At 60.2% G+C, this 15,347-nt stretch carries 15 protein-coding genes and 2 pseudogenes; 10 read left to right on the top strand and 7 right to left on the bottom strand.

Features of this window, described 5'->3' with window-relative positions; genetic code table 11:
• Nucleotides 1–136 precede the first annotated feature (136 nt).
• The 4 genes and pseudogenes from RFM41_RS30960 to RFM41_RS30945 form a co-directional block, all read left to right on the top strand.
• Nucleotides 137–607, top strand: coding sequence for a DUF269 domain-containing protein (locus RFM41_RS30960; RefSeq protein ID WP_430691582.1), 471 nt, complete (start codon nt 137–139; stop codon nt 605–607).
• Nucleotides 608–633: 26 nt separating this feature from the next.
• The gene (locus RFM41_RS30955; RefSeq protein ID WP_320215350.1) at nt 634–837 is read left to right on the top strand and encodes a CCE_0567 family metalloprotein; all 204 of its coding nucleotides are present in this window, start codon (nt 634–636) and stop codon (nt 835–837) included.
• Nucleotides 834–1,151, top strand: a complete 318-nt coding sequence (gene fdxB / locus RFM41_RS30950; protein ID WP_320215349.1) for a ferredoxin III, nif-specific — start codon at nt 834–836, stop codon at nt 1,149–1,151. Before RFM41_RS30955 ends, fdxB begins: the two co-directional genes overlap by 4 nt.
• Before the next feature lie 60 nt (nt 1,152–1,211).
• Nucleotides 1,212–1,331 (top strand): annotated as a pseudogene (locus RFM41_RS30945) (exopolysaccharide production repressor protein); the annotation flags it as partial.
• Between the two features lie 80 nt (nt 1,332–1,411).
• Here the strand turns inward: RFM41_RS30945 and RFM41_RS30940 are convergent.
• Nucleotides 1,412–1,558: a hypothetical protein gene (locus tag RFM41_RS30940; RefSeq protein ID WP_320253113.1), complete on the bottom strand. Its 147-nt coding sequence runs from the start codon at nt 1,556–1,558 to the stop codon at nt 1,412–1,414.
• Nucleotides 1,559–1,824: 266 nt separating this feature from the next.
• Between RFM41_RS30940 and RFM41_RS30935 the strand changes: the two genes are divergently transcribed.
• The gene (locus RFM41_RS30935) at nt 1,825–2,838 is read left to right on the top strand and encodes a 1-aminocyclopropane-1-carboxylate deaminase (protein WP_320253087.1); all 1,014 of its coding nucleotides are present in this window, start codon (nt 1,825–1,827) and stop codon (nt 2,836–2,838) included.
• Between the two features lie 693 nt (nt 2,839–3,531).
• Here RFM41_RS30935 and RFM41_RS30930 read toward each other — a convergent pair.
• Nucleotides 3,532–3,828, bottom strand: a complete 297-nt coding sequence (locus tag RFM41_RS30930; RefSeq protein WP_320253088.1) for a hypothetical protein — start codon at nt 3,826–3,828, stop codon at nt 3,532–3,534.
• A gap of 113 nt (nt 3,829–3,941) precedes the next feature.
• Here RFM41_RS30930 and RFM41_RS30925 point away from each other — a divergent pair, with 113 nt between their 5' ends.
• The 5 genes and pseudogenes from RFM41_RS30925 (at nt 3,942) to RFM41_RS30905 (ending at nt 9,909) form a co-directional block, all read left to right on the top strand.
• Nucleotides 3,942–4,721 (top strand): phytanoyl-CoA dioxygenase family protein, encoded by a 780-nt coding sequence (locus tag RFM41_RS30925; protein WP_320253089.1) that lies wholly within the window; start codon nt 3,942–3,944, stop codon nt 4,719–4,721.
• Nucleotides 4,722–5,090: 369 nt separating this feature from the next.
• A complete protein-coding gene (locus RFM41_RS30920; RefSeq protein WP_320253090.1) occupies nt 5,091–7,052 on the top strand; it encodes a class I tRNA ligase family protein in 1,962 nt (653 codons plus the stop codon).
• 404 nt (nt 7,053–7,456) lie between these two features.
• Nucleotides 7,457–8,149, top strand: a complete 693-nt coding sequence (locus RFM41_RS30915) for an OmpW/AlkL family protein (RefSeq protein WP_430691583.1) — start codon at nt 7,457–7,459, stop codon at nt 8,147–8,149.
• Nucleotides 8,150–8,295: 146 nt separating this feature from the next.
• A pseudogene (locus RFM41_RS30910) lies at nt 8,296–8,597 on the top strand (HoxN/HupN/NixA family nickel/cobalt transporter); the annotation flags it as partial.
• A gap of 52 nt (nt 8,598–8,649) precedes the next feature.
• Nucleotides 8,650–9,909 carry a metal-dependent hydrolase family protein gene (locus tag RFM41_RS30905; RefSeq protein ID WP_320253091.1) on the top strand — a complete coding sequence of 420 codons (1,260 nt, stop codon included), beginning with the start codon at nt 8,650–8,652 and terminating at the stop codon, nt 9,907–9,909.
• Between the two features lie 187 nt (nt 9,910–10,096).
• Here RFM41_RS30905 and larB read toward each other — a convergent pair whose 3' ends face one another.
• The 5 genes from larB to RFM41_RS30880 are packed head-to-tail and all read right to left on the bottom strand — an operon-like array spanning nt 10,097 to nt 15,197.
• A complete protein-coding gene (gene larB, locus RFM41_RS30900) occupies nt 10,097–10,780 on the bottom strand; it encodes a nickel pincer cofactor biosynthesis protein LarB (RefSeq protein ID WP_320253092.1) in 684 nt (227 codons plus the stop codon).
• Nucleotides 10,764–11,582 (bottom strand): ATP-dependent sacrificial sulfur transferase LarE, encoded by an 819-nt coding sequence (gene larE, locus RFM41_RS30895; RefSeq protein ID WP_320253093.1) that lies wholly within the window; start codon nt 11,580–11,582, stop codon nt 10,764–10,766. Before larE ends, larB begins: the two co-directional genes overlap by 17 nt.
• Entirely contained in the window at nt 11,569–12,867 is a 1,299-nt protein-coding gene (larC, locus tag RFM41_RS30890) for a nickel pincer cofactor biosynthesis protein LarC (protein ID WP_320253094.1), read from the bottom strand. The genes larE and larC overlap by 14 nt, the downstream gene beginning before the upstream one ends.
• Before the next feature lie 15 nt (nt 12,868–12,882).
• Nucleotides 12,883–13,413: a nickel pincer cofactor biosynthesis protein LarC2 gene (gene larC2 / locus RFM41_RS30885; protein ID WP_320253095.1), complete on the bottom strand. Its 531-nt coding sequence runs from the start codon at nt 13,411–13,413 to the stop codon at nt 12,883–12,885.
• Nucleotides 13,413–15,197 carry a hypothetical protein gene (locus RFM41_RS30880; RefSeq protein ID WP_320253096.1) on the bottom strand — a complete coding sequence of 595 codons (1,785 nt, stop codon included), beginning with the start codon at nt 15,195–15,197 and terminating at the stop codon, nt 13,413–13,415. The genes larC2 and RFM41_RS30880 overlap by 1 nt, the downstream gene beginning before the upstream one ends.
• Between the last annotated feature and the right edge of the window lie 150 nt (nt 15,198–15,347).

The raw sequence follows: 15,347 nt of genomic DNA, 5'->3' as shown, positions 1-15,347 counted from the left end.
AAGAACGCTCACCGGGACGTCAATTGCTTGGAATTGCCCGCTCCGAGCCGGGCATCGGCCGCGCACGTGTGCCCGAGCCAGGCGCTGCCGAAAAAGGAAATTCGACGAAGAGGCCTGAACTGGGGAGAATATGAAATTGGCCGAAGCCGCGACCTGCGCTGCTATTAACGAGGACGAGGCGGCCCTTGCCACCCCGTTCGTCAATTGCCTCGTGCGGCTGATCCGTGCTGAGGAGTCCTACTGCTTATGGGAAGGCAAATCGGACGCAGCGCTGCTGGCCGGCTTCATCGTCACCAGAAAGAAGGGCCGCGCGATCCCTGGCATGGGCTATCCCGATCCCCACGCGCTGTGGAGGCTCGACATGTTCTACAGCGCCGTCGGGCTTGCGATCGCTGAGCGTTTCCACCCGGCGACATCGCCAATTGTGGAGGCCAAACCCGTGAGGCCTCTGGGCGCGGGCTTTTCGGTGCCAGGCGTTGGGTCGTTCTGTCCGGACATCCACCGGTTCGGCTTCGAGACGTTCCGACAACTCGCGGAGGCCGGTACGAAACTGGTCGACGATGCGACCGCAGACACCGAAGTCAGTCCCGACGTCGCGCTGGCGTGATGGAAGCCGTATTCGAGGAAGGATTAATGTCAAACCGTGAAGAGCTGCTGAAGAAGGTCCGCAAGCTGCAGTCGCGTGCGGGAACGGCGAAGATGGAATTGCACGACCTTGCCGAAGACCTCCCGGTCAACTGGACCGAGATCAAGGTGATTGCCGAGAGAACGTTCGCCGTTTTTGCCGAGTGGGACGCTGCCAAGAGAGATCTCGCTGCATCGGAGAATGCGCGATGACGAGCGCGTTCGTCACCCGCGACGGCTCCAAATGGATGCCGCAATATCTCACCGCTATCGACGGCACGACCTGCATAGGCTGCGGACGCTGCTTTAAGGTTTGCTCGCGCGAGGTCATGCACCTTTACGGCGTCGATGACGCAGGCGAAATCCTCGGCCCCTGCAACGACGAAGACGACGACTTCGATGGCGAGCTCAATCGCATGATCATGGTCGTCGACCATGCAGGCCGCTGCGTCGGCTGCGGAGCCTGCGCCCGCGTCTGCCCGAAGAACTGCCAGACCCATGTTGCGGCCGATAAGGTCGCTGCATGATGTGGCGAGAAAACCAGGAGAACGGCGTTGCCCTTCAGAATCTTTTATCGAATTTTTTGGGTGGTCCTGTGCAGCAACGCTTTGGCTGTCTACTTTGCTTCTCATTCCATCCGCACAGTAGTCCTCACAACGCTGGCTTGTTCGCTGCTCCTCCAGGTAGCCTATTTCGCAAGCGTGCTCTTTCAGATCTGGCGGTCTGGCTGCGCTAGCAGATCTGGCCAAAGGGCCGAACATTTCGGAGTTGCGACGCAGTTGGAATGTCAGCCGCCAGATGATGATGAGGTGGTGAGGAATAAATCTTCCAATGTGCCTCCGGTCTTTCCGATGGGCGGCATATCGCTGCTCCACTGAGGTGCGATGACGAGATCAAAGTCAGTTTCACGCCACTTCGGATCAACCGTGAACATCGGGTGGATCTTTCAAGGAATGCTATGCTTGGTGCCGTCGACGGCGACCGCATTCCGTCGTTCCAATCCCGGCGACGCAGTTTTCGGCGCGACAGGCATTGGGGACGCCGACGTTGCCGTTGCGTGTCGGGACGGCGAATGAGGCGCTGGAATGTGACGAAGCTCTTCCAAGACGTCGGACAGCGCAGCTGACCTCAGACCAAACACGCCCCTTTAGCTGATGTGCATAGCTATTCTCGGCTCATTCACGCATCGCCGGAGAGAACATGCTGGAAAAGTTCGAACGCTATCCGCTTACCTTTGGACCGACGCACATCGAGAAGCTCGACCGGCTCAGCAAGCATCTGGGTGGAAAGGTGGAAATCTACGCCAAACGCGAGGACTGCAACTCCGGACTCGCGTTTGGCGGAAATAAGCTGCGCAAGCTCGAATACATCATCCCCGACGCCATCGCCTCAGATGCCGATACGCTTGTCTCCATCGGCGGCGTGCAGTCCAACCACACGCGAATGGTCGCCGCGGTCGCCGCCAGGATTGGTATGAAATGCCTCCTGGTTCAGGAGAGCTGGGTTCCACATGAGGATGCCGTGTACGATCGGGTCGGCAACATTCTCTTAAGCCGCATCATGGGTGCAGAAGTGCATCTGGTCGACGAGGGCTTTGACATCGGCATCCGCCGCAGTTGGGAAAAGGCGCTCTATGAGGTCAAAGCAAGGGGCGGCAGACCCTATGCGATACCAGCTGGCGCGTCCGTTCACCCGTATGGTGGCCTCGGCTACGTGGGGTTCGCAGAGGAGTTGCGCGCTCAGGAGAAACAGCTTGGGTTTGCATTTGACTTCATCGTCGTTTGCACGGTCACGGGCTCGACGCATGCCGGAATGATCGTCGGATTTGCCAATGACGGTCGACATCGCAACGTCATCGGTATCGATGCCTCTGCCACTCCCTCGCAAACCAAGGCGCAAGTGCTGGATATTGCCCAAAATACAGCGGAGCTCGTCGATCTCGGAATGGAACTGGTCGAGGATGATGTGGTGTTGCTCGAGGAGTACGCTTACCCATGTTATGGCATACCGTCCCCGGAAACCAAGGATGCCATCCGTCTGTGCGCGCGGCTCGAAGGTATGATCATCGATCCCGTTTACGAAGGCAAATCGATGCAAGGAATGATCGACCTGATCCAGAAAGGCTTTTTTGCCAAGGGATCGAGGGTTCTTTTCACGCATCTCGGCGGTGCGCCGGCGATCAACGGCTACGGTTACACCTTTCGAAACGGCTGACCCGTGCGGGCCGCGGCAGGAGCGGCGCGGCTGGGAGTCTGCGGGACGGCTGCCGAGCGCGGAGCTAGTGCATCTAGAGCGGTCGCCGCAGCCGCCTATTGATATCGCCATGAACCGCAAACACTTGGCGACGCTGGCAGGCAGCGCCCAAAATTCCAGGACCGCTTTGGGCCCGGCATCTGGAAGGCTACTCGACGGCGGTCACTCGGCCGCGGCGGGTTTGCCGATGAGATCATGAAGGCAAGAAGAGCGCTGGCTAGGGCGTCCCTGAATGGGATGTGTCTCCGAGTTTCCATCGCCCGAGTGCGAGGTGGATCATCGCGCGGCTCAATGCCATGTGGGAAATCCAGCGCCAGCCGCTGCTAGAGAGTTCCCTGCGTGCCCCACATCATCAACGCCTTCGCTGTCCCAGACGATCTCCTTTCTGCATTCGCGTGAAGGCAGCTCGACGAACCTGCGACCTACTATGTCTCGCCAGTCGTGAGCACAAAATCGTTAGCTCGTGAGGCTGTAGAATGCGCCACATGCCTTCCGACGTAGAGATGCCCGGGCCCCAGTCGCGCTTTGCATCGAGGTTACCGGGGTAGAAGCACCTGTCGTGATCGCAGCTACAGCTCGCCTCGCCTTGCGCGTGACGAAGGTTTCGCCGCCAGCCGCCCCCTCGCATTGAACAGTGTCCTGGTGAGCCCGTATTCACAGCGCGGCAAGGAAGACGACGTGCAAATCGGCGGCAGATGCGAGCTTTCCCCCTGAATGTCGGACACCCGACATAATGACAAACCTCCTGCCGTTGCTTTGATGACACTTTCCTTTTGGCACGTTCGATGCACCGTACCGTCCGAACAAACCTGCCGAATATCGTCCCATGATTGCGCTCATCGAAGATTGCCATAACCAATGAAGGGGCGACCAGATGACGCCGCGCGCTCGCTCATTGTTGCTGATCTCGAGACCGATGTCCTCGGAGACGGCGGGCCTGGTTTCGAACATGCCGCTAATCGCCTGCAAGCCACGGAGGGCCCTCAGCGACAGAAGCTGACCAGGGCCCGAGTCCCTTACTGGGGTGCTCGACCAAACCAGTGTTTCAAAAGGAGGCTTTCCGCATGTTGACTGACACACAAAAAGACAAGTGGCACAAAGATGGATACGTCAGGCTCGAACGATTCTTCGATCCTGCGGCTGTTGAGCGTATCTCCAGTTTTGTCGACAATGTTTCATGCTGGGACGTCAGCGATGACAAATGGATGCTGTGGTTCGAGAAGACGACGGACAATCGAAAGATAACCTCAAAAGCCGAGAATTTTCTCGACTTCCACCACCCCTTGCGGAACTTGCTCCTGGAAGATCAGCGCATCAGGTCCTGCGTTGAGGAACTGCTTGACGAAGAGTCTCGCAGGCTCAAGGAACTGCTGATTTTTCACTATCCCGACAGCGGCGGCTACCGTCCGCACCAGGACATCTATCACATTCCACACAAGCTGTCCGACCGCATGGTTCATGCGGTCGTCGCCATAGGGATCGACGACTCTGACCCGGACAATGGCGGGCTTTTCTTCAGTCCCGGCAATCACAAGAAGGGGGTCTTTCCCATGGATGCCGGAGGGGTGATCGATCCGGCGGTCGCCGAAACATTCTACTGGGAACCCATATCATGGAAGGCTGGCGACGTCTTCATTTTCGACGATTACGCACCGCATTACTCAAGGCCCAACAAAAGCAATCGTTCGCGGCGGACGCTCTATTTGGTGTTCCAACGGGCTTCAACCGGTGGACCGAGCCGCGCTGAATATAACGTTCTTAAGCGCGCCCTTAACCCGCCAGAGGGCAAAGTTGCCGATCTCGACAACCTCAAGCCCCCAAACGGCATTTTCTATCGCGATTAAGCTCGCGGAACGAGGCGAGGCGTGCACACGAAACTGATCGACTGCTCAAATAATGCAAGAAGGGTATGGCGTTCTGATTTGCCGGCTACTGGAGCATAGCCAGCTTCCCGTTGCGACGCCTCGGCACCTCGATTGTGGAGGTGGTCGCCGCGCGGCCTGACGCCACCTACAGCATTACTGGCGCGCCCGTCGTCGCTCATCTGAAGAGCCGGATGTTCGGGCGGGGGCTGCCTACCGCGTCTCTCCGCGACTTGCAGCAGAGGCTGTTGTGCAGACGGCCGAAGATACCACTGCTCCAACAGCTGAGGTTCGTCATGCGCAAATCCACATTTTCTCGAACAGAGCTGTCCCCGGGCGTTCGGCATCGACATGGCCACGCTTGGAACGGGGAGCGCTGGCACCGGGTTTTCATTCGGAAAGGTCGGACCGGGCGTGACATCCCAGCCCCATCGGCACGACGAAATCGAGGCCTTCGTGGTCCTGTCTGGAGCGGGCAAGGTCAGGACCGACCTTGGGGAAATCTCGGTCAAGGCCGGCGACGTCGTTCTGTTCCACCCTTTTGAAGCGCATGTGCTGATCAACGATGGGGACGAAGATCTAAACTTCGTCGATGTCTACTGGCGTGATGGCAAGGCCGCCCTCGATGCCGCTACACAGACCCCGACTCCGCGCGAACCGATCTTCATTTTCTCCACGCCGCCGACGCCCAATGGCGATCTGCATCTGGGGCATCTTTCAGGCCCTTATTTTGGTGCCGACGTGTACACACGATTCCTGCGCATGAAAGGGGCCGAAGCCTACCACCTGACTGGGAGCGATGATTACCAGAGCTACGTCGCGAGGCGTGCCGATGCCGATCAAGCGACGCCGGCAAAAGTGGCGCGCCACTACTCCGACGAGATCAGAGCCACGCTTGCACTTCTCGACTGTGAGGTCCACAGCTTCCTGCCCACATTCGGCGATGACGCTTATGCAGAGTTTCAAGCCGCGTGTTTCCGTGATCTTCTGAGCAGCACGGCGGTAGATCTGCGCGAGCGCCCTGCGCTCTTCGATGCTCTTTCGGGCGACTATCTTTACGAACCGGATGTAAGCGGCCTCTGCCCCGATTGCGGCGGCTCCGCGGGCGGAAACATCTGCGAGGAATGCGGCGCGCCGAACCTGTGTCATGACTTAGGTGCAGCCCGGTCGCGGCACTCGGCCGAGGCGCCGGTGGTTGGCTACGTGCGCCGTGCCGAACTTGCGCTGGATCGGTGCTATGCCAATATCGACCGGCATCTAAGGTCGTCAGGCGCCCCCTTTCGGATCATGGACCTCTTCGCGCGTCTACGCCAACGTGGCGGCTTTTCGCTGCCCATTACCCACCCGTCAGCCTGGGGCCTGCCGGCCCAAGGGCTCCCGGGGCAGGTGATCTGGGTTTGGCCGGAGATGGCTTTCAGTTTTCTTTACAACATCCAGGCGTTAGCCCGCTCACTAGGCCGCGACTGGAATGCGGCCAGGCCAAGCAATGACTGGCAGATTGTGCATTTCTTCGGTTTCGACAATTCCTTCTACCACGCGCTACTCTACCCCGCTCTTTATTGCGAGGTGTTCTCCCACTGGACGCCGCGCATTCGCTATCACGTGAATGAGTTTTACCTGCTCGACGGCCAGAAGTTCTCCACCAGCCGCGGCCATGCGGTCTGGGGCAAGGATGTTCTGGACCCAAAGACAGTCGACGTCGTGCGTCTCCATTTGGCCCTGACACGCCCGGAAGGTCAGCGCACGAACTTCACGCTGGACGCGCTGCGCCGCACCGGGAACGAGATATTTCAGGGGATCTGGCTGAATTGGCTTGCTGCGCTGCACCGGGACATCCAGCGGGACTTTGGCGGCCGTGTGCCCGACGCAGGCGACTGGGCTTCGGCCGACCGCGCCTTTTTTGCTCAGATAGATACTCATCGCGCGGCGATGGAACGCGCCTATTCGGACGAGGGCTTCTCGCTCCGTCGCGCGGCCGCTCAGGCCTGCGATTTCGTGCGCGATTGCCTGATCTACCATCAGGCGCAAGACTATGCAGCGGCGCGACGTCTCTATCCCGCCCGCACCCGGACCTCACTCGCGCTTCAGGCTACAGCCGCTGCGATCCTGGCGCAGACACTCGCACCGCTGATGCCCCGATTTGCCAGCACGCTGGCGAGAGGCATCGGCGTCTCAACCGAAAAATGGCCTGCGTCCGTCCGGCGCCTTCCACCAGGGACGATCTTTGATATCGGACCCCTACTAGGGTTCTACGCGAAATCCGACAGTCCTATTCTCAATGACCAGAGGGCCTATGAGCCACCCGAATCTTGACGAGACCTGCGCGGCATAAGCCGACAACTCTACGGGCCAATATGAACAACAGGTTCGCTTTGATGTCGTGCCGCGCCAGGGAGCCCACCTCGCATGACCCGCATCGCGACCACCTCGTGAGGGATTGTCTCGTTCATCCTCTGCCAATGGGTCGGGGGTAGCTCTCGCGTGCTTTCGGTCGTTAGTCTGTTTGTGCAAACCACGACAATATCGGCTCGAAACACGACAATATCAGCTCCGAGGCACGAGTGTGTCGGAAGCGAATCTTGCGGTTTCCCAACGTCTCTTTTCATTGGCACGACAAATGCAGTGCTCTTCGCAGACGTCTGTATGGGCGCGTGATGAGAAATCATCCCGCGCGCGCAAACGACAGAGTCTACGGTTATCAGATACCAGGAGAGAACATGATGACAAAAGTGCGGATGATTGCGGCGCAGGGTGCGATGGCGCTCATCGTCCTTATGGGGGTGGGTCAGCAGGCTTTGGCAGCAGACCCTGCGCAACGTTACATCGCACAGGACCAGGGAACAGTGGAGGCGTCGAGCCCGTGGCAGATCCGCGTGCGCGCCTTGGGAGTGAAAACCAAGGATTCAGGTTACGTCGGCGGGGTCGCCGGTTCCAATCTCTCCTATTCAGACACCGTGACGCCAGAATTCGACATCTCCTATTTTTTCACCGAAAACATTGCTGCCGAACTCATACTCGCCACTACCTACGCCAACGTTGATGGCACCGGAGCAATCGGCGCGCTGGGGAATGTCGGCAAGGTATGGATACTGCCACCCACGCTCACGCTGCAGTATCATATCACCGACCTCGGGGCCTTCCGACCCTATGTCGGCGCCGGCCTGAACTACACCGTCTTTTACAATCAAAGTGTCGGCAGCGCCGATGCTCTCCATGTGAAGAACACGTTTGGTGCCGCGCTGCAGGTCGGCTTCGACTACATGCTGGATCAGCACTGGGGGGTCAACGTCGATGTCAAGAAGCTTTTCCTGGAACCAGATTTTACCGTCAAAGTGGCCGGCACCGATCTGAAAGGCAAGGCCAAGCTAGACCCCTGGTTGATTGGTGCAGGCGTCACTTACCGCTTCTAACAGGTCGGCGATCCTTCGGCTCGATTTTTCAAGCGGCGGAAACGCCCAATGAAAGACTTGAGGCAAGACCGAATCCCGTCCAGGCTGCTGCTCACGTTACGCCGTGCAATATGGGCGAGCACCCTCATTCGTAGGTGCTAGGCCCGGCCTATATGCTCGGCCTTCGACATGCATTTTGACGCAGACCATATTGCGGCAATAGACAATGTCGTGCGCAAGCTCACACACGAAGGCAAGCATCCGTTTTCGGTCGGCTTCTTCTTTTTGCTGGGCGCAGCATCGTCGTTGTGGGTTACGTGGTCATCGCAGTCACCGGGAACCAGCTTCACGTCTCCCACGACATTGGCGGCGTCATCGGCACATCGATTTCTGCACTGTTCCTGCAGGTGACTGGATTGACAACCTGCTTGTCCTGACAGGCATCTGGGCAGCGTTCTCGCGCGAGCGTCCGCCACACGCATATCTCGTTCACACCCAGCCAGCACAAAGAATGAGGAACCATGCCTGCGGATGATTTGATCCTGGCCAATGCTAGGATGCTTGACGGAAACGGCTTCGCCGGGACGTCGGAAGCGTGGCTGCGCCTCGCGGATGGCGTGATTGCGGAAATCTCCGAGAAGCCGATCTCCTCAAAGGCGGCGCGCACCATCGACCTGAAGGGCCGCACCCTGATGCCAGGGCTTATCGACTGCCACGTCCATGTGACGGCGATCACCGTCGACCCTGGCCGCACGGCGATGCTTCCGGACGTGACGGTCGCCTTCGGCGCGGCGCGCATTATGAAGCAGATGCTGATGCGCGGCTTCACGACGGTGCGTGACGTCGGCGGGGCGACGCGGCCGCTGGCCCAGGCTGAGGAAGCCGGCCAGATCAAGGGACCGCGTCTTGTCTTCTGCGGCAAGGCGCTCTCCCAAACCGGCGGTCACAGCGACTATCGCGGCTTCGTCGACAACCGCAGCGCCGAGTCCCAGACCTACCGTCTCGGCGCGATGGGCCGGATCTGCGACGGCATCGACGCCGTTCGTCACTCTGCCCGCGACGAAATCCGTCAGGGGGCTCAGTTCATTAAGGCGATGGCTAATGGCGGCGTGTCGTCGCCGACGGATCCCATCAACTTCCAGCAGTTCTCGATATCAGAGCTGGAGGCCATCGTCGAAGAGGCGGCGAACGCTCAGACCTATGTCTCCGCGCATCTCTACACCGACGAGGCGATCTCGCGTGCCGTGCGGTGCGGTGTGCGCTCGGTTGAACATGCCAACTTGATCGAGCCGGCAACAGCCCGCCTCATGAAGGAACGCGGCGCTATCGCCTGCCCCACACTGGTGGCCTACGAAGCTCTGCATAAGGATGCCAAGGCGCTGGGCCTGCCGGACGTGTCCGTCGGGAAGCTCGACGACGTCCGGCTGCACAGCCGAGGCTCGCTCGAAATTCTCCAGAAGGCCGGGGTGACGATGGCGTTGGGCACCGATCTCCTGGGCGAACTGCACAAGTACCAGTCCGACGAATTCACCATACGCGCCGAGGTGTTGCCGCCGATCGAGGTGATCAGGTCCACGACGTGCTATGCGGCCGAGTTGCTGCGCATGACCGGCAAGGTCGGATCGCTCCAGGTCGGCGTCTTCGCCGATCTTATCGTCGTCGACGGTGACCCGCTGGAGAACATGTCGCTGCTCGGCGGCCAGGGCGACCACCTATCCCTCATCGTGAGGGCCGGACGCGTGGTAAAGAACACCATCGACGACAATGGCTGTCGAGAGTAGAACCGGCTGGCCGTTGACAACATTCCAAGCCCAGATTCAGGCCACGATAGTTGCGATGATCAGAAAACCATAAACGGTGGCGAGCTTTGCCTTGGCGCGAAAAGTTGGTCGTCGAAAAGACTGCAGGAGAGACCTCCCTGAGCTTCTGGACAAATTCACAGTCGGATCATGCAACGGCGCAACCTCGTCACACAGTCGGAGCGGCTGCGGCTCGGCGGATCATATTTAGAGCCCGGAATGCGGCACATGCCGCGCCGTACCCGTTGTCGATGTTTACGACCGCAAGTCCGGGTGCGCAGGAAGCGAGCGCTGCGTGAAGGGCGGTTTCTCCTCCGTTCGAAACCCCATACCCGGTCGAGGTGGGCAGGCAGATGATCACGCCGGGCACGAGCCCGCCCAGAACGCTTGGAAGGGCGCCATCCATTCCGGCGACCGCCACAATGACCGGAAAGGTCCGCAATTCGTCGATACTCTCCAACAACCGCCACAGGCCGGCCACGCCGACGTCGATGAATTGTTTCGTCGCGGCGCCGAGATAGGTGAGCGTTCGCGTGACTTCGGCCGCCTGCGGCATGTCCGAGCTGCCAGCCGACACCACCGCGATCCGAGGCGGTTCCAGTTCGGCAGGAGGGGTCCAGTTCAGGTAAGCCGTCCGCGAGACGGGATCGTAATCCAACCTTTCGCGATAAGTGGGCGCCATGCGGGCGAAGACATCGGGTTCGAGGCGGGTCATCAGGCACCGCGCGCCGTGCGCCAACACCCGGTCCATGATTACGGTAAGCTGGGGATCGGACTTGCGAGCGCAAAGGATGGCCTCATCGAAGTCCAGCCGCTCAGAACGCTGAAAGTCCAATCTAATCTGTTCGTTCATGCGCTTTGTTCCGCAAGAAGGCGCTGCCCCTGACATAAGCCTGGAAGTGGATGGGCCGCGGACAATCGAAAGCATCAGAGATTTTGCGAGCGAGTTCCACCTGAGCGGCGTCTGACAGCCGCGACAGCGTAGTTTCATCCAGTTCGACAACGACCGCCGTCTGACGGACACGGCAACGAACCGTGTCCGGCGAAAGCTCGCGCCTGATCAGCATCTCGACCTGATCGACGGCGCGCAGCACCTGGGGTTCGATTCGGAGGGCCGTTTCGATGCGACTCGAAAGGCAGGGTGCCGAAGGCAATTCGGCGAGGTCATTCAAGCCATGCGCTGCCGCCATCGCCCGCACGTCGGCCTTGGACATACCGGCCTCGACAAAGGGGTGGCGCACGCCATTGGCTTCCGCAGCTTTGAGACCGGGCCGCCAGTCGCCTAGGTCGTCTGTATTCGTGCCGGAGAAGAGTTGCGCTTTCGAGAGGGACGACAGCGCGCCGTACAGATTCGATTTACAAAAGAAGCAGCGATTTGAAGGGTTGGCCAGATAGCGTTCGTCCCCAAATTCCCCTGCGTCGATGATCCGCAGGTCCCAAGCATGGCGCGCCGCATAGTCCCTGACCCGTTCGGTCGCGCTGACCGGGACCGCGGCCGAGGCGGCGTGGAACATGGTCAGGTCTGCGCCCAACCTAAGGTGCGCCACGAAAGCCAGGGTCATGCTGTCGACGCCACCGGAGATGGCCACAGCCGCGGGACCGGCGCTGTCGAACACCGCGTCGAGACGGCCAAAAAACACTTCAGTGGTGGTCATGGCTTTTCTCCAGCGCCTCTGCCTCCGCGCAGCGGCGCAAGTCAGACCGGGCCTTGTGGCTCTGATGAAGGGCTTGCAAATCATCCATCTCTGCCTTGGCGGTCGGCCCGGCGGGGCGATCGGCGATCTTCACCCTCATCCCATCGCTGGTCGTGACTGCCTGCCGCGGCAGGATGGTGCGCGCCTCCGTGCGGCTGCGCAGGCCAAGTGTCGTGGTCTGTCGGAAGCAAAGCTCACCGATTGCCTCGATCGCATCTGGCTGTGTGAGAACCTGAACTGAGGCCATCATCCGTCCTTTCTTGCCGAAGACCGGCGACTGGATCACATCAATGACGCTTTCGGCTGCACGAATATGATCAAGGGCGACCGCCAATTCCTCGCCCGTCTGATCGTCGATTTCAAACTGGATGACACCGACGCGATCCTGCACTACGGCTTCAGCCGTGAAGGCCAGAACGCGAAGCACGTTGCTCATGCCGGGGAAGCGCCGCGTGCCGAAGCCGATGCCGGTGCGGTCCAGCATGCGCGGGAATGAGCCAATACCGCTCGAGGGGCTGAGATAGCGCAGGATCGCCGCTCCCGTCGGCGTGATGCGCTCGCCAGCGCGTCCGTCGTCGTGAAAGGCAAATCCGCGCAGCAATAGGGTCGTGGCAGGAGCTGGAACGGGCAGCCGGCCATGGTCAGTCTCCACCCAGCCGCGTCCGAGCGGGAGCGATCCGACCGACCAGATTGCTTCGCCCACTGCGTCGATCAGTGTCGCCGCGGCCACGATGTCAGCGATCGAATCCCAGTTGCCGACTTCGTGAAAGGTCACGTCATCGACGTCCCTGCCATGAACCGCGGCTTCGGCCAGGGCGAGCTCATGGAAGATCGCGATGGCTGCGCGTTTAACAGTCTCGTCCAAACGACTTCCCTCAAGCATCGCACGAGGGTCGCGCCACTGAGTGTGATGATGGTGGCCGTGGTGCTCGTCATGGACGTGCTCATGGTGATGTTGGCCATGCCGCTGGTCATGGTCATCATGCTCGTGGGCGTGCCCATGAGCATGGTGACCGCAATGAGGTCGGGCGGTGGCCTGTTCGGAGCCCATCTTCGTGACATCGAAGCGGCTGCCGGTCAGCACGCCGTCGTCATGCGGATGCACCACAGCCTCTACGTCGTCTTCCAAACCGGCAAGACGAAGGTTTTCTTGCACGACTTCAGCCAGATCGGGCCAGGCGTCCAACATCGCGGCGACAAACATATCGCCGGCAATGCCGCCCAAGACATCAAGATGAATATGCATCGGGCCTTCCATCCTTCATCGTTGCGCAAGCTGCAGGCCGGATAGATCGACGCGCAAGATCTCGCCCGGCTCATTCGATCCCACGGTGGTCTCAATCGCTGCCTTCAGCACCGCCACCGACACTGGCATGATGTCTTTCAACTGCGCGGATATGGCGACAAGATCGTCGTGTTCGGCTTTTGCCCGTATGAACACGCCATCGTTGAGGATGCGTTTGAGGCGCAGCGGAAAACTCCTCCCGCCTCCCGCCCATTTCAGTTCGAGTTGCGTCTTGTAGCGCTGGATGTCGAAGTGCTTGTGCTGGGATTCGAGGACCCGATAACCCCAAATCCCCAGATCGCCGACGAGAAGGGAGGCGAATTCCTGCTCGTCCGCGGCGTTAATGTCGACCAACAGCACGTAGGCTGGACGGCCTTTCTTGCCGAGACTGGAAAGGAGCTGGACATTCTTGGCGCCCATGTCGGTCATCTTGTCGATGACATGCCCGAGCAACTCGCCAGGCGCATCATCGATCTGGGCCATAAGGAGAATGACGCCGTCTGCCATCAAAGCCTCATGGATTCGACCGCGACCAGGGCGGCGGCCTCTGCCTTCGCCTTCGTGCCCGGAATGCCGGCGGAAATCAGGCCTGCCGATTGAGCCTCATTGGCGGCATCCGAGGCGCTCAATTTGCCCATCGCAGCTGCGACCACGGCTGGGATGGTGACGTTCATGATCACATTGCCAGCGAGCAGAAGTTCGCTTGCGATCGGCGCAAGCGCCGTCAGGAACGGCGCGCGTTCCTTGCCGATCCCCTGCGCGACTTCCGGAATGACGGCATTGATGATGCCCTCCATGTGGATCGTTTCGTCGCCGACGGTCACTTCGGCATCAAGCGCCGGATCGAAGGCAAGCCAACGTGCAGCCATCTTGCTCGATCGCCGTGCTCCCTTGCCGATCTTGGTGAAATGGACCTTGATATTGGTGCCTTTTGCTTTGCTCAGGAATTCAGAGCCGCGCGCTTCCACCAGAAGCTGACGTTCCTCGTCCATCGCGCGCACGATTTCGCCGACGCTCCTGCCGGCCATGAGATCGTCATAGCTGCGCGCCGCACGGGCATGCAGGGCCTTGGTGACCATAGGGGTGGAGGACATGATCAGCGCTTCGGTCACCGGCCCGTTGCAAATCTGGGTAGCCTTTCGGGCAACGATATTCATCGCCATCATTGCGGTCTCCGGGTCGAAGCTGAAGCCGAGCCGCCGATCGCGCAAAGCCCGCGCCACGCTCTGTTCCGTCGATCCGTCTTGCAACAGGCACATCAGCGCAATGACCGCATCGCCGCAGACGTGGCCGAGCGGCGGATTGACCGGACCCGCGCCGGCGCCGCAAATTCCCTCTTCGAAGACCGAGATGATTTCATCGAGCGCCATGATGCCGATCACCGTGGGACCGCCGATATCCTTGAGGATAAGCCCAAGATCACCGATCAGCCTTGCGGTCTCGACTTCCCTGCCGGTGATGCGGACATGCACTTTCTCCGGCAGGCCGGCAGTACGAGCGGCCGATCGTCCGGCCACAAACGCACTGGTGACTTTGCCATAGGGGCCGTACTCCTCCGCCACGTCGGCATCCGGATGGATGATCTCCAGGATCGCTGCCGCGCCAAAAAGTGCTGACAGGAATTTCTGGCTGGGCATGCCGGCACCGGACATGGCATCCATCATCGCCTTGGTTCCGATAGCTGCCCCCTTTTCGGCCATGCCGGGGAAGATGAAATCCTCGCCGAGGGCTCCGTGGCCGACCATCACCCCGCCACCAACGCCTTCGGGGATGTCCCGGCCTTGAATCGGGGAGAGTTCTCCCTTCATCATCGCATCATAAACCGCAGCAACCGCCGCGAATCCCGAGATCTTGTTGTTCATCTTGGCTGTAGGCACCGCCGCAAGGCCGGAACGGCTGACCCCGGCGATCATCCGCGCAGAAGAACCGAGCTTGCGGTTGCCCGCTGGGATGCCAACCTGTGCATTGGCGCCGCACAGATAGAGGAGCGTTGCTGCGATCAGCGCCGCATTGGCGCCGTCTGCGCCCGCTGCCTTTGCAACCGCGATGCTCTTCGCCAGGAGGTCGTCAATAGGCTGGCGCACCGCGTCGGCGAATTTGACCTCCGGGCTCACGCCACGGCGAAGTTCGGCCGCGATGACGTTGCATGCAGCAACCACTGGAATGTTGAGCATTCCGTGCCCGCCGGTCAGCGCCTCGACCCGGTCGCTGGTCAGCCAGCCGGGATTGGCATTGGCGGCCATGACCGAAGCCAGGATAATTTTTTCCCTTTGCGCAGACGCATCCGTCATTGTTTCGCCTCTCCCTTATGGGCGGGCCGGACGAGTAGCTGTCCCAGGCCTTTGCAAGCTGGCAACTCGAAGCGATTGGGAGCTCCGTTTGGTCCAGAAGGACAATCACCGTGCCACTGCCGCTCGACAGCATTGCACTTGGCATCGCCG

It is taken from the genome of Mesorhizobium vachelliae (assembly GCF_033977325.1).
In the GTDB taxonomy this organism is placed as follows: Bacteria; Pseudomonadota; Alphaproteobacteria; order Rhizobiales; family Rhizobiaceae; genus Mesorhizobium; species Mesorhizobium vachelliae.
The sequence above is the reverse complement of the archived record's forward strand: the minus strand, read 5'-3'. Positions and strand labels throughout refer to the sequence as shown.